Source organism: Spirosoma sp. 209 (genome assembly GCF_002006735.1).
GTDB lineage: Bacteria > Bacteroidota > Bacteroidia > Cytophagales > Spirosomataceae > Spirosoma > Spirosoma sordidisoli.
In genome coordinates this window covers 241292-255456 of record NZ_MVEC01000005.1, presented here as the reverse complement: position 1 = coordinate 255456, position 14165 = coordinate 241292, and the positions used below count along the sequence as shown (strand labels likewise).

15 protein-coding genes are annotated in these 14165 nt (G+C 57.0%); 6 read left to right on the top strand and 9 right to left on the bottom strand.

Translation table 11 applies throughout. From position 1 onward, the window contains the following. Positions 1–71 precede the first annotated feature (71 nt). On the bottom strand, positions 72–584 hold the full coding sequence (locus tag B1C80_RS10830; RefSeq protein WP_077921165.1) for a DUF4385 domain-containing protein: 513 nt from the start codon (positions 582–584) through the stop codon (positions 72–74). Between the two features lie 87 nt (positions 585–671). Here B1C80_RS10830 and B1C80_RS10825 point away from each other — a divergent pair, with 87 nt between their 5' ends. After that, positions 672–1391 carry a hypothetical protein gene (locus B1C80_RS10825; protein WP_077921104.1) on the top strand — a complete coding sequence of 240 codons (720 nt, stop codon included), beginning with the start codon at positions 672–674 and terminating at the stop codon, positions 1389–1391. Here B1C80_RS10825 and B1C80_RS10820 read toward each other — a convergent pair. Beyond that, entirely contained in the window at positions 1388–1999 is a 612-nt protein-coding gene (locus B1C80_RS10820) for a pyridoxamine 5'-phosphate oxidase family protein (RefSeq protein WP_077921103.1), read from the bottom strand. The genes B1C80_RS10825 and B1C80_RS10820 overlap by 4 nt on opposite strands. A 182-nt stretch (positions 2000–2181) precedes the next feature. On the opposite strand from B1C80_RS10820, the gene B1C80_RS10815 reads away from it, so the two are divergent. Together B1C80_RS10815 and B1C80_RS10810 are read left to right on the top strand one after the other, a co-directional pair. Further along, complete coding sequence (locus tag B1C80_RS10815) at positions 2182–2925, top strand: SOS response-associated peptidase (protein WP_077921102.1); 744 nt, start codon at positions 2182–2184, stop codon at positions 2923–2925. Between the two features lie 162 nt (positions 2926–3087). Continuing rightward, on the top strand, positions 3088–5748 hold the full coding sequence (locus tag B1C80_RS10810; protein ID WP_077921101.1) for a TonB-dependent receptor domain-containing protein: 2661 nt from the start codon (positions 3088–3090) through the stop codon (positions 5746–5748). 78 nt (positions 5749–5826) lie between these two features. Here B1C80_RS10810 and B1C80_RS10805 read toward each other — a convergent pair whose 3' ends face one another. Beyond that, on the bottom strand, positions 5827–6762 hold the full coding sequence (locus B1C80_RS10805) for an ROK family protein (protein ID WP_077921100.1): 936 nt from the start codon (positions 6760–6762) through the stop codon (positions 5827–5829). A 190-nt stretch (positions 6763–6952) separates the two neighbouring features. Here B1C80_RS10805 and B1C80_RS10800 point away from each other — a divergent pair, with 190 nt between their 5' ends. Both B1C80_RS10800 and B1C80_RS10795 read left to right on the top strand, forming a co-directional pair. Beyond that, a complete protein-coding gene (locus B1C80_RS10800; RefSeq protein ID WP_077921099.1) occupies positions 6953–7420 on the top strand; it encodes a redoxin domain-containing protein in 468 nt (155 codons plus the stop codon). A gap of 73 nt (positions 7421–7493) precedes the next feature. After that, complete coding sequence (locus B1C80_RS10795; RefSeq protein ID WP_077921098.1) at positions 7494–8264, top strand: bifunctional 2-polyprenyl-6-hydroxyphenol methylase/3-demethylubiquinol 3-O-methyltransferase UbiG; 771 nt, start codon at positions 7494–7496, stop codon at positions 8262–8264. On the opposite strand, the gene B1C80_RS10790 is transcribed toward B1C80_RS10795, so the two are convergent. From B1C80_RS10790 to B1C80_RS10775, 4 genes are all read right to left on the bottom strand, one after another. Then, positions 8265–8984 carry a head GIN domain-containing protein gene (locus B1C80_RS10790; protein WP_077921097.1) on the bottom strand — a complete coding sequence of 240 codons (720 nt, stop codon included), beginning with the start codon at positions 8982–8984 and terminating at the stop codon, positions 8265–8267. 72 nt (positions 8985–9056) lie between these two features. Further along, positions 9057–9572: an O-acetyl-ADP-ribose deacetylase gene (locus tag B1C80_RS10785; protein ID WP_077921096.1), complete on the bottom strand. Its 516-nt coding sequence runs from the start codon at positions 9570–9572 to the stop codon at positions 9057–9059. A 3-nt stretch (positions 9573–9575) separates the two neighbouring features. Next, positions 9576–11252, bottom strand: coding sequence for a S8 family serine peptidase (locus B1C80_RS10780; RefSeq protein ID WP_077921095.1), 1677 nt, complete (start codon positions 11250–11252; stop codon positions 9576–9578). Further along, entirely contained in the window at positions 11206–11910 is a 705-nt protein-coding gene (locus tag B1C80_RS10775) for a hypothetical protein (RefSeq protein ID WP_077921094.1), read from the bottom strand. Before B1C80_RS10775 ends, B1C80_RS10780 begins: the two co-directional genes overlap by 47 nt. A gap of 75 nt (positions 11911–11985) precedes the next feature. Here B1C80_RS10775 and B1C80_RS10770 point away from each other — a divergent pair, with 75 nt between their 5' ends. After that, complete coding sequence (locus B1C80_RS10770) at positions 11986–12390, top strand: glyoxalase (RefSeq protein WP_236648712.1); 405 nt, start codon at positions 11986–11988, stop codon at positions 12388–12390. 2 nt (positions 12391–12392) lie between these two features. On the opposite strand, the gene B1C80_RS10765 is transcribed toward B1C80_RS10770, so the two are convergent. Further along, entirely contained in the window at positions 12393–12896 is a 504-nt protein-coding gene (locus B1C80_RS10765) for a hypothetical protein (RefSeq protein WP_077921092.1), read from the bottom strand. Between the two features lie 114 nt (positions 12897–13010). After that, positions 13011–14066 carry a hypothetical protein gene (locus B1C80_RS10760; RefSeq protein ID WP_077921091.1) on the bottom strand — a complete coding sequence of 352 codons (1056 nt, stop codon included), beginning with the start codon at positions 14064–14066 and terminating at the stop codon, positions 13011–13013. Positions 14067–14165 lie beyond the last annotated feature (99 nt).

Here is a 14165-nt window from a genome sequence, read left to right as displayed (position 1 = left end):
ATCCGGGGCTTCTGACTGCAGACCCCTGCTGGATCAGCGCGTGTGAAGACCCCACAAAGATACGCGGAGAATTATCCGTAGGTCTGCTGCCACTCCTTTTTCAATCGTTTGTACGTCTCGTCTTCGCGGGCCCGGAGGTAAACCGCGTAAAAAATACGCGCCGATTCGGCCTTGACGGGGTCTTCTTCACGGGGGAGCTGCGGCCGACCGTGGGCCCCCGACCGACCTTTCTGATCATCGGGAACGGGACCGTCATATTTCTGGCCGGAGCGGTGGTTGGCGTACCGGCGGGAACGGGTGTAGCCCATCTGCAGGAATTTTCGGGCCATGTCCATCCCCACAAAATCACCCTGGGCCTTGTAGTCGAGGAAGAGCTGAAAGATCTTCTCCGACGATTCGCGGGCTATATCGGGGGTTTTGAACCGCCAGTGCGGCAGTATTTCCGATTTGTAGGGTTGAACGAGCAGGACGCCCATCTCGCCTTTACCTACCCGGTACAGTTCGGGCTGTTCGCGCAGGTTCAGCGTTCGGTAGTCGAGGTCGTAGTTGAAGGCGCGGGTTGGGTCGGGTTTAGACTTGGCCATATCGGGTTCTGTAAGACGTATAGCCATAACACGGCTGCGGGTTTCGCGGTTTATTGGCTATACGTATGATTTCCCATTCGCGCGCTGATGATGATGGCCCGGTTTTGCCTGTATGTGTTTTTCCTGTTGGTAGGGGTACCGGTAGCCGGGCTTTGGGCGCAAACTGACGCGGCCGATACGCTGCGACCCGGTCAGAACGAACGACCCGACAAGCCGAAGCTGATCGTAGAAACGGATCAACGGTTTTTCTACCTCAAAAATGCCGATCAGCCCCTGCTGCGTAACCCCGTCAACGTGTGGGGTGCCCGCGCGGGTCTGCTGCTGCCCGTCAACATAAAAGTGGGTGTGGGCTATTATTTTACGAACCAGTCGATCAACGAACCCTGGGACGAGTTTGACGTCAGCCGCCGACGGCTGCAGTATGCTACGGTTTATGTAGAACCCTACTTTTTCCGACGCCGTTTCTGGGAGTTGAGTACGCTGGTGGAAGTAGGGCTGGGGTCTGCCCGCTATGAGATGCTGAACCGCGACACCCAGCAACCCGTTCATCGGCGAACGGTAGCCGTGCCACTGAGTGTCGGGCTGTCGGCTTCGGTTAAACTACCCGTCGTATTCGGCATAAAGCCACTACGCTGGTTTGGCGTCAACTTCATGGCCGGGTACCGCTACACCCTGCACGAACCCGTACCGCTCAGCGAATCAACGCTGAACGGGTTGTTCTACTCGATCAGCCCGGCTATTTTTCTGGACCGTATCTACCAGGATATAGGCGGCTGGCGGAAAGGGCGAAACCGCCGGAAAGGCTAAGGCGCTAACCAGTTGAATCGTTCATTCGGCTCGTACTCGAACCGCGCCCGGGTCTGACCCGCCCGGCTTAACCGCAGATAATCGACCGCCAGTACCCGACATTCGATAACGGCGAAGTTAGGCCGGCCGGCTTCGCTCTCTTCGGGGCTCGGCAGGTTCTCGCCCAGCTCGGGCGGGAAACCAGGGTAGGGGGCTGGTTGAACCGAGCCGGGCGTATGGGCCGAGAGATACTGCTTGCGGCCGCCTACCCACAGCTTTTGCCAGTGGTCATCGGCAACATGATCGTCGGTGTGGAGCCGGGGTTCGATGGTCAGCCGGAGCTGTATCTGCTGGGCCGGGTCCCAGAGCAGCAGGACGGCATTCGGGAACGCTTCGAGTTGAATAACTTTTTCGGCACGGGCGTCAGTATGAAACCAGACATATTTGCGGTCGGCGTCTACCTGGCGGAGCACCACCGTTCGGGCGTCGGCGCCGAGGTGGGTGCAGGTAGCTACGGTCATCGTCTGAAAACCATGGCTTTCAGTACGGTTTTGTTTTTGCTCGAGAGCCGTGGCAAGCTGCTGCCAGCAGTCGGCCTCCAGTTCGGCCAGAGATGGGGCGGGTGTCAAGTCCGTTCAGTGGATTTAGTGTCTGTATGCAATGAACCGCAGCCGACGTGGGTTGTTTAGTATAGACCATCAGGTGGTCCGGGATTGCTCCGAACGTCTGGCTAGTTCAGCCGCTGTCGTGTAGCGGTCGGCCCTGAGTACCCCGTCAACTGTGTCAACCCGCTTAACTGTCTGTTGTAACTATGTGTTATCATAAATCGCTGGCTATTTCGGCCCCCGAACTCGAAGAGCGATACGGGGCCACGCTCGCATCTAGCTCTGCAAACCTGCCCATCTACCACGCCAGCGGGTATCAGTTTCCCGACTGGCCGATCATTACCCGGCAGGAACCCGGCAAGCTACAGCTGATCCAATGGGGCCTGGTGCCGCGCTGGGTTAAGTCGCCCAGCGATGCCGCCGAGATCCGAACGCGCACGCTGAACGCCCGCTCTGAAACGATATACGAGAAGCCATCGTACCGAACCGCAGCCCAGAAAGGTCAGCGCTGCCTGATTCCGGTCACTGGCTTCTATGAGTGGCATACGATGGGGAGCCGGAAGTTTCCGTTTTATATCACATCCGCCGATCAGCCAGTGGCATCGATTGCGGGTCTGTGGGACGAGTGGCCCGATCCCGAAACGGGTGAACTCCACACGACCTACACCCTGCTGACCACCGATGCCAACCCACTGCTGGCGGCTATTCACAACACCAAGAAGCGGATGCCCTGTGTGCTGACGCCCGAAGCCGAGCAGACCTGGCTGCACGAAGACCTGAGCAGCCGGGATGTGCTGGCGCTGCTGGCCGATGCGTATCCGGCCTCCAGGATGCATAGTCATAGCATCAGTAAGCGGATCACATCCCGAACCGATCCGAGCGATGTGCCGGAGGTGATGAAACCGGCCAGTTACCCGGAGTTGGCGCCCTACCCTGAGCTTTTTTCTTAGGTAGTTCGTCCCGTTTGTCCCCGCTCAGGGCCGCTTATGTAGTAAATCGGAGGGTGCGGAAGGTCAGGTACGAAATTCGGTCAACTAAGTTGTCTTATTTCGGGAACAAAACCCTTCTCAGTTGTTACTTCCAGTAAGTAACTATTTCGTATTCTTCAATTTATGAAAAACTCTTTACTCTCCGTTCTGATCGGCATGGCAGCGTTTACCTCACCGGGTATAGCCGTGGCCCAATTTCCGGGTATGCCGGGCGGAGGCTCCCAGCGACCTGCCGGCGCGATTCCGGGTACGTCGACCGACGATACGCCCCGGGGGAATGCTAAACTGACGGGCGTGATTGTTGACTCAACCACCAGCAAACCCGTCGAATTTGCCAGTATTGCGCTCGTTAGCGTACAAACCGGTAAACCCATCGATGGCACCGTTGCCGATGACCAGGGGCGGTTCACGCTCAACAAACTGCCACAGGGCGATTTCCGGCTGCTAATCTCGTTCGTTGGGTACCAGAACAAAATCGTGTCGAGCGTTAAGCTCGATCGCCGGGGCGACGTGAACCTGGGTACTGTTAAGCTGTCGCCGGATGTTCGAACACTGAAGGAGGTAGAGGTGGTGGGTCAGGCTGCGCTGGTTGAGGAAAAAGTAGACCGGCTGGTGTACAACGCCGAAAAAGACGTGACCGCCAAAGGGGGCGATGCTACCGACGTGATGCGGAAAGTGCCGCTGCTCTCGGTCGACCTCGACGGGAACGTAAGCCTGCGGGGCAGCAGTAACGTACGGGTGCTGATCAACAACAAGCCCAGCACCATCGTGGCGAGCAGCGTAGCCGATGCCCTCAAGCAGATTCCGGCCGATATGATCAAGACCGTAGAGGTGATTACCAGCCCTTCGGCCAAATACGACGCGGAAGGGTCGGCCGGTATCATCAACATCATCACCAAGAAAAACAACCTGCAGGGCTTCACGCTCAACCTCGATTCGGGCGTAGGAAACCGGGGAAGCAACCTGGGCCTGAACGGCAACCTGCGTACCGGCAAGATGGGTTTCTCCCTGAGCGGTTTCGGACGGGCCAACTACAACGTACGGGGACGATTTGCCAACACCCAGCAGGTATTCGGCGGAGCCGGTCAGACGACCACTACCGAACAGACCGCCGACACCCGCAGCAGCGGTATTTTCGGGCAGTATACGCTCGGCTGGGATTATGACATTTCCAAGAACAGCGCTATCACGGCCAGCCTGCGGTATGGTGCGCGCAATAACGTGCAGTATCAGGATAATTTTCTGACCAAAACCAGCCGCGCGTTCTTCCCGACCTATAACCTCAGAAACGTTAAGACGGAAGATCTGTCGGGAACCGTCGATGCCAACATCGACTACACCAAGACCTATAAGCCGCAACAGGAGCTGAGCGTATCGGCCCAGTTCAGCCGCAACAACCGCAATAACAACTTCGTGGCTGACATCCTCAGCTCGGCTGATTTCACCACACTGGCGTCCCGTCAGCAGAACCTGAACGACAGCTATAACCAGGAGACCACCATTCAGGCCGACTACCAGACGCCCCTCGCCAAAAACCAGCAGCTTGAGTTTGGCGGCAAGGGAATCTACCGGCAGGTACAGAGCAACTTTGGCTACAACTTCGCTATCGGGAACGGTCCGTTTCAGGAAGACCTCACGAGGCTGTCCAATACGCTGAATTACGACCAGAGCATTGCGGCTGGCTACGTCTCGTACACGATTACTACCAGGAACAAGTACACGATCAAAGCCGGTACCCGGTTCGAACATACCGAGATCAACGCTTTCTTCAGCCAGGCCCAGCCGGGTGAGCAGGGAGCCGCTGCCGGCGAAGATCTGGGTATCCCGAGCTATAACAACGTGGTGCCGAGCCTGAACATCTCCAAAGCGTTAAAAGGCGGCAGAACCATAAAGCTGGCGTATAACCGTCGACTGCAACGGCCGGGTATCCAGTTCCTGAACCCCAACACCAACAACTCGAACCCAACGAACATTACGGTGGGTAACCCGCGACTGGCGCCGGAACTGACCGATAACTTCGAGTTTAGCAGCAGCGCCTACATCAAAAACGTATACGTAAACGCATCGCTGTTTTACCGGCGTACCAACAATTCGATCACCAGCGTGCGTGATACGGTCACGTCCGGCGATGTAGTGAACCCCACCCAGGCACGCCCGATCCGGACAACGTACTTCAACATTGGTCGCGAAGAGTCATACGGGGTTAACGTGTTTGGCAACGCTACCCTCTTTTCGAAATGGCAGATTGGCGGGGGCTTCGATGCGTTCTACGCCTACCTGACCAACAACAGCACCACGTCGATCTACCGGGCCACGAACTCGGGCTGGGTAGTAACCGGGCGCTTCTTCACCAGCCTGAACATCAAAAACGGCTGGGGTCTTCAGGGCTTCGGCTTTATTCGCGGCCGCGAAATTCAGTTGCAGGGATACCGGGGCGGGTTTGCCTTCTACAGCCTGGGGGTGAAGAAAGACTTTAAAGACAAGCGCGGTAGTTTCGGCATTGCGGGCGAGAACTTCTTCAACCACCCCTTCCAGGTACGGTCGGAGTCGTCGTCGCCGATCTTTACCCAGAACACCCTCACGAGCCTGTACAACGCGGGTGTCCGGGCTAACTTCAGTTATAAGTTTGGTAAACTCTCGTTCGATGCGCCCCAACGTCGTCGGGGCCGGTCGGTCGAAAACGACGATATCAAATCGGGCGAAGGGGGCGACAACGGTGGCGGGCAACCGCAGCAGCCCGCCGGTGGTGCGCCGGCCGGCGGTGGCGGTCGCCGACCCCGTTAATCGTAGTGCTCTGGTAACGCAATGGGGCGGCAACGAACATCATTTCGTTGCCGCCCCATTGCGTTTGGTAGTCTAAGTTTACAGCATAGCCGCACCGAATACACCGGCGCTGTCGCCGAGTTTAGGTTTGAGAAACGCTGTCCGGATCTCGCCCGAGTTAAAAACGTACTTCTTGGCACGCTCAACGCCCTCGGTATACAGCAGATCAACGTTCCCGACGCCCCCGCCCAGCACGATAGCGTCGGGGTCGAGTACATTGATAAGGGTGGAAACAGCCCGGCCGAAGTACTCCAGCATCCGGTTTACGGTCTGGCTGGCGGCCAGGTCGTTGCCCGCGTGATAGCGCTCCATAATCTCTTTCATGGTTCGCTGTTCATTACTCAGCTGCTGATAATAGCGCTGAAGAGCCGGACCCGAGATCACCTGTTCGGTGCAGCCGCGTTTGCCGCAGTAGCACGAATGACCGTTTTCTTCGAGGATGTTATGACCCCATTCGCCACCGATACCCTGTAAGCCGTTCAGGACAAATGGAGCGCCGTCGCGGCCCCGAACCACCACCCCTCCGCCAACCCCCGTTCCCATGATGACGCCAAAAACGGTCTGGAAATCGGGTACGACATCGGGCACGATGCCGAGGGTGGCTTCGGCCAGGGCAAAACAGTTTGCATCGTTGGCCAGCTCGACCGGAACCCCCAGCAACTGGGCCAAATCCTGCTTCATGGGTTTGCCATTCAGCGAGGTGGTGTTGCAGTTTTTCATGGTCTGCCGGGCCGGGTCGAAGGTGCCGGGGGTAGCAAAGCCGATGCGTTCGGGTGTGAGACCGGTTTCGGCTTTCAGCAAATCGATGAGCCTGACAACCTGGTTCAGAATATGGTCGTAGCCATTGTGGGCTTCGGTATCAATGCGTTTGCGGATGATGACAGCGTCGGGCGTTGGTGCGGTACCTCGTTCGACTTGCAGAATAACGCCTTCTATCTTGGTGCCGCCCAGGTCAATACCCCAGTAGGTTTGCATTCAGGGAATAGTTTATGTGCAGAGGTTTTGTTGAATACAGCTTGTTTCGGCCAGCCTGCCTATGGAAACACAGGGGCCGATGAACCCTGAAAATTACCCAATTTTCAGACTTGCTTTTGATTCCGCACCGAAAAATGAACAATTTTGGCCGGGTTTGTTATACACTTAACCAACTGCACTACCTGACAAAATGCTCTCCCCCGGACAAAAAGCCCCCGCATTCACGCTCTTCAGCAGCGACAAAAAAGAAGTATCACTGGCTGGTTTTGAGAATAAAAACCTGATTATCCTGTTTTTCCCGATGGCGTTTACCAGCGTCTGCACGGCCGAACTCTGCGAGGTTCGTGACAACATCAGCACCTACGCGGGGCTGAATGCCGACGTGGTGGGTATTTCGGTCGACTCGCCCTTTACGCTGGCCCGATTCAAAGAAGAGCAGAACCTGCCGTTCGATCTCTTATCCGATTTCAACAAAGACGTATCACAGGCTTACGGTGCCTACTATGACACCTTCGTGATGAACATGAAAGGCGTAAGCAAACGCGCGGCCTTTGTGGTAGATCAGCAGGGCATCATCCAGTACGCCGAAGTCCTCGATAACGCCGGCGAAGTGCCCAGCTTCCAGGCCATCCAGGAAACGCTTTCAACTTTAAAGTGATGAGTTAGGAGCGATGAGCGATGTATGTTGAAAGTGACTCATCGCTCATCGCTCCTAACTCATCACTACCACCATGGCCTGGTATCATACTTTTTTTACGGGTTTGCCGCAGCTTGCTTGGAAGGCGGCACAGACCGACGAACAAACCCATCTGGAGCTGGAACTGCTGGTCGAGACCCTCGAGTTCGGCCCCGGCGATCGGGTGCTGGATGTGTTCTGCGGCTACGGTCGACATGCGTTGCCGCTGGCGCGCATGGGGGCCCGGCTAACCGGGGTCGATATTTCGGAGGAGTATATCGATGAACTGGAGCAGGCTGCCCGCGCCGAAAAACTAAGCCTCAACCCGGTTCAGGGTGATTTTCTGGCCGTAGGCCCAACCCTCGAGACAGAAGCCCCTTTTGACGCCGGCTATTGTCTGGGAAACAGCTTTAGTTTTTTCTCCCAGGCCGACATGCTGGCATTTCTGCGCCAGATTGCTGGCTTGCTGAAGCCGGGTGGCCGATTTCTGGCTCATACCGAAATGATTGCCGAATCGGTACTGCCCGACTATCAGGCCCGAAACTGGCAACCCGTGGGCGACCCGGATCAGCCCATTCTGTTTCTGGTCGAAAACGAGTACGACCCCCTCGAAAGCCGGATCGACTCGCACCTGACGTACGTACACGACGGGAAAACGGAGACGCGGGTCGCCCGGCATTACGTCTATACGCTGGGGCACCTGTGTCAGCTTTTTGCCCAGGCTGGTCTCACGGTAGTGGCCTGCTACGGCACTACCGGTGGCGAAACCTATGCCCTGGGCGACGAAGCTGTCTGGATACTGGCTGAACTGAATACGGACGTCTGACTATAGCTGGCTGACCGACGAGCCACCCGACAGGTTCTGCGAAATGCGGGGCGTACCCCGGTACCGAACCCGGCTCCCGCCCGACGCCCGAACGGTCAGCTCCTGACTGACATTAACTTCGGCCACGCTACCCCCCGACGCGTCTACCGTGCAGGCGTTGGCCGGCAGGTTGGCTAGTTTGGCCGTACTACCACCGCTCAGATCGTCGATCGTTACCGTACGGGCCGTACCCGACAGCTCAATTTCTGAACCGCCACTGCCGCTGATGGTCAGGATATCCGTTGTGAGGGGGAGGCCTACGTAGCCACCGCCACTGACCTTTATCGACAAACTCCCCGGCGCGAAATTGTCGTTGCTCGTAACGCGCGCACCGCCCGAGGTGTTCAGGCTCGTCAGGGCTTTCATGGTCACAACGGCCCGGCGCTCGCTCAGGTTACGGGTGTTCAGCCGATTGTCGATGTAAATGCGCAGCACACCGTTGACAACCTCTGTCTTAAAGTATGACTGGTACCCTTCGCGGGCTTCGATGGTAACGCTCTCCGTCGTCCCCTTCACGAGGGTCGTCTGGATGCCATCTTCGATCCGCAGGCCCGAAAAGCCGGAGACAGGCCGCGTGGTTGTCGTGAGGTTGCCTGCCTCCGGGTTTACTTTAGTAAAATGGCAGGCAGTGAATGAAAGAAGCGTCAGGCAGAAAATGCCAGATTTGATAAGCAGTTGCATAAGAGATTCGCATGTTTCCGGATAGACCAGCCAACACGTTCGTACCCCTACGCACGCTCGAAAAAAAGTAGCTCAACCCAGCCCCTGCGTTAAAAGGTCGGTGTACAACTCGTAGTTGTCGCTGTCAAAGCAAACGAAGATAACCTGCCCAACCGAGGTCTGAGCCAGCAAAAACGATTGAACCGTACGGATGGCTACCCGGGCGGCCTCGGCTTTGGGATAGCCGTAAATACCCGTGCTGATGTTAGGAAAGGCGATACTGGTCAGGCCGTGATCCGTTGCCAGTTCGAGCGACCGTTTATAACAGCTGGCCAGTAAGTCCGATTCGCCGTGTCGACCGCCCCGCCACACGGGCCCAACGGCGTGGATGACGTGTTTGGCGGGTAGTCGAAAGCCGCTGGTAATTTTTGCGTCGCCCGTTGCGCAGCCATTCAGCTGCCGGCACGCCATGACCAGTTCGGGCCCTGCCGCCCGGTGAATAGCGCCGTCTACACCACCGCCCCCCAGCAGACTCGTGTTAGCCGCGTTGACGACGGCATCAACGACCTGGCTGGTTATATCACCCCGAACGACCTCTACCTGTGCCATACATTATTGTTTTATGACTTTAATGGACCGCTTCTGATCACCGGCCACCAAAGTCATAACGTATAAGCCTGCCGATAGGTTAAGAGGAGGGAGTACAAAGGCCGCTAAGCCCGCCGGTGTATAGCGATTACTCCAGACTACGCGTCCGGCCAGATCGGTCAGGGTGGCGTCGATAGTCGTGTTGGCCTGGACGTCGCCCCACTGCACGGCCAGGGGCTGGCTATCGCTGAAGGGATTGGGGTAAATCAGGAACTGGCTGTACGTCCGGGCCACTTCCATGGCCCGTTCAAAATTGGGTATTCCATACCCGACTTGATCATCGGGTGAAGTATACTGGCTTCCCGATCGGCGCAGGGCATCGGTAACCTGGGCGGCTGTCAGGCGGGGGTTGGCCTGCCAGAAGCCGGCAGCCAGTCCGGCCACCAGGGGCGTAGCAAACGAGGTGCCGTTTCCCGAGACGATCTGCCCCCCGGGACTGCCGACCAGTGTTCCCTGCCCGCGGGCTGCAAGGTCCGGTTTCACCCGTCCATCGGCCGAGGGGCCAAACGAGCTGAAAGTGGCCCGCTGGCCCGTTTGCGTCACGGCGCCTATGGCCAGCACACCGGCTGCATCGGAAGGAGCCGACAGATACCGCCAGCTGCCCGACCCTTCGTTACCAGCCGCTACCACCACTACCATGCCTGTTTCGGCCGCGATCTGAGCGGCCCGGCTCGAAAGTGCCGTGTTGCCGTTCATGTCCCGGTAGGTATAGCCCGAAGCAGGATCGTCGAAGGTCGTATAGCCCAGCGATGAACTGATCACATCGACGCCGGCGCTGTCGGCGTATTCGGCGCCAAACAGCCAGTTGGCTTCTTCAATACGCTGCTCGCTACCGGCGTCTTCGGTACGTAAGAGAATGAACTGGGCTTTAAAAGCCGTGCCGTATAGCTGGTTATCGGCCGTAGCGGCAATGGCCGACAAACACGACAGGCCGTGGGAATCATCTTCGTAGACGCTGGTCTCCTTCCGAACAAAATCATAGGTCGCCAGAATCCGTTTTTCGTCGAAGAGGGGTTTGAGAAAGCTGAGCTGGTTAGCCCGCAGGAAACCCGAGTCCAGCACCCCAATCAGCATACCTTCGCCCCGGTACCCCGCCTGGTGCATTTTGTCGGCTCCGATCTGGGTTACCTGATTCAGGGAGTTACCGTAGTTCAGCGGCTCAACGGCGCCAAACTTTCCCGCACTCCCGGCCTGGGCCAGGCTGGCGACCCGCCCGGTTTCGCCCAGGCGGGCGTTGGCCAGTGATTTGTCGAATTCCACCCCGGCTACGAACGGGAGTCGCTGGATCGTGGCCAGGGTGGTTTCGTTGGTTTCGACGAGTACGGCGTTGAACCAGCGGGACGTATACCAGATCCGGGCACCCGTCTGCTGAATCTGGGCGACGTAGGCGGGCGTTACGGGCAGATCCCGCTCCAGCACGGCGATGTTTTGTTTCTGCCGACGCTGGATCGCGCGCTGGGACAGGAACTGCCCGGGCCGATCGATGCTGTAGGGCGAGCTGGCTTTGTCGCGCAGCAACACCAGGTACTTGCGATTTGTCTGGCCGGCAACGGAGAACGATACCAGAACAAACAGGGTAACCAGCCAGCCTGTTTTAGTCAATACCAAAGGAACGAATGGAGTAGACTTGTTGAATGCCATAATCAATCTGATTTTTCCCGATACAGTCGGGCGATGAAGTGCAGAAATAAAGCCGGGTCTGTTCGGCGTAGACGAGGCCTACCTGACGGGCATACACCTCGATCCGTTTTTTCTTCGATATAAGGGTCGAGTCAGTCCGGGCCAGCACGGTTACGGTTTCGCTGAACTCTTTATCCTGAACGCGGTAGGGCTGCCCACTATTGCGTAGTATCAACTCATCTGGTTCCGAGCCGTTTCGGCGGTTGCCGTTCCAGGTGAGCAGGTCGCCGGGTGGAAACATCAGCTTGATAAAGTCTCGTCCATTTTCGGTGCGTATGGCTTCATTGTTGACCAGTCTGGCACTCCAGATCGAATCGGGTTGCCAGGGGTCAGTATCGCTGTCTCGCCGGTACCTGTGCAACTGGTAAGCAACCTGTCCGGCTGCGTCCGTATAGGCAAGGCCTGTTACCTCCCGGAGCTGATACGTTTGGGTAACAGGCGCGCTGGTTAGTGCGTAGCGATGCTCGGTTACGTCATAAATCCGGTACTGGCCCGGTTGCAGCGGGAAGTAGTCGTACCCGGCTGAAAACGGGGCGCCGGTCGGCGGCTGGCAACCGACTATCAGCCAACCAGCGAAGGATGTTATCCAGTAAAAAGCGGGGGTAAAGCGTACCGGCATAAGACGTAAGTAACGGGCAGAGATGTGAAAATCGGACGACCGGGAGCCCGCCGGGTAACCATATCGCTCAACAGCATGTCTGTAGAGAGACAACACGGATCAAACAACATGACCGAACGAACCACCCCGTCGCGCCCCACGATCGATACTGAGCCAGGAGCTGTCAGTACCGCCGAGCAATTTCAGAACAAGACCCTCCGGCCCATACTCAAGATGCTGGATAACAGCCTGCTAGCCTGCTGGAGCCACCACTGGCCCAAACGAAAAATCCGGTTCGACCGCTTGTCGAAGCCCGATAAGCTGGCCCAGCTCGAACGGGCCGTTCGGGAAGATACCAAACTGCGGCTCACCCTCGTCGGTATGGTGCTGGGACATTTTACGCCCGAAGAATGGAGCACGTTTACGGCCGAGGAGTCTGAAATTACCCGCCGACTGCTGGCCCTGCTGATTCAGCGGCTACAGAGCCACGTACACGAGTAGCCTTAGAACAAACGGCTCCAGGCGAAGCGGATCAGGAGTAACAGGCCAATGAATCCGACCAGTATGTAGACGAACGGGATGTAGGTAACCGCGTAGATGCGGGTCCGGTCAACGAACCAGAGGATACCCATAATAGCGGCAATGAGCGTCAGAAAGCCAGATAATTTGCCGAATCCGGGTATGTAGCTGAACGGAATCTTTCGCCGGATCATCATCAGCGTGGCCACCATGGTCAGGATGGGCAGCAGCTGAACGGCGAGGTTCATGTCCCAGATGCTTTGGCGCTCAAACAGAAAGAGATAGACGTTCAGGGTCAGTGCAAACACGCCCGGCAGGCACGCCAGATAGACCAGCGCTGCGTACACATAACGCCATTGCCAGATCGATTCGGCCGTGTGGCCCGACCAGAGGTTAACTAAAAATGCTCCTGTGGGTACGGCCGACAGGAGCAGAAAAAGCAGGGTGGGTTGCCCGGAGAGGAGGTCAAATAAGGCGCGTAGTGTCATAGGGTGGGGGTAGGGGATAAATGAAAGGGGAGTTGTGGAACAGGAGCCGGAAACATACGCCACCGCAGGTCTCTCCTCTCGCTTCTCACAACTCCCCCTGTATGGTCTTTTTACTTACTTCAGCGTCAGCAGGTAGCCAATGGTAAAGTTGGCATCCCAGTCGAAGACAAACTGCTCGGCGCCGGTAGCATCGGCAATGGCCCGGTAGATGTTGACCCCTGCTTTCGACTTGGCGTTTTCTACCTTGTAGGCCGAGGGAGCATTCAGCACCGTATAGCGCTCCTTGCCGCTTCGTACCTCTTTGGCCAGTTCAAACGGCACGCCACCGATGATGAAGCATATTTTGCGGTGATCGGCCGGGATCTGTTTGGCCTTGGCCTTCACTTCATTATAAACGGCATCGTCGCTCGTGCCATTCTGGAAGTATTTGGAGCCGTAGGTTTCGATCGCTTTCGTTTGCCCGCCCTCTTTCCAGGATAGCTTGGTATTCCCCGAGCCAATGTCGACAACAAACGCATTGTCGTAGAAGTCGGCGGGTAATACCGCCCGCAGGGCCAGGGAGCCCTCCTGCTCGGGGCTTACGGTATTGACTACGTAATTCAGCGATTTGAGCGCCCGGATAATTTTCTGGGTCCCCTCGGCCTTGACCGCGCCGGAACTGACAACGAACTGGATATCGCGACCACCTACGCCGAAATCGAGCATTTTGCCGATGTAGCTTTTCAAGCCCCCGCGCACATCGTCGTCGGTCGCCATGTTCTCCATGACCAGGCTATTGCCAAATTCAGCTTTTTCGAGTTTCCAGTTTTTCTGATCATCAATCCGCACAATGAACGAGTTGAAGCCGCTGGCGCCCAGCTCAACGACCCCTTTCAGCTTACCATTCTGCGGGGCCGGGGGCGTAAAGGTAAACGGTTGACGCGTGCTGCTGCTGGCCGTCGTTTCGGTAGATGAACTCGACGAACCCGATCCATTGTCCGACGCCACCGACTCGTCGGTCGAGGCTGTCGACTCCTCGTCGGCGCGGGGCATGGTAGCTGATTCAGACTCCTGTTTGGGAGCCAGTTTCCGAAGCGCATCGTTTCCGCCAAAATAACGGAACCCGAAGAAGATAGCGGCCAGGATCAGGGCCGTGATGAGCAGCCGACCGGCCACGGTTAAACGTTGCATAGGGTATAGCGTAAAAGGTGATTTGTTTATTGGTTTTTATTAAGTGAATGAGTGAATTCGTGATTGACCAGGTAGCTGAAACAATCACTCATCCACTCA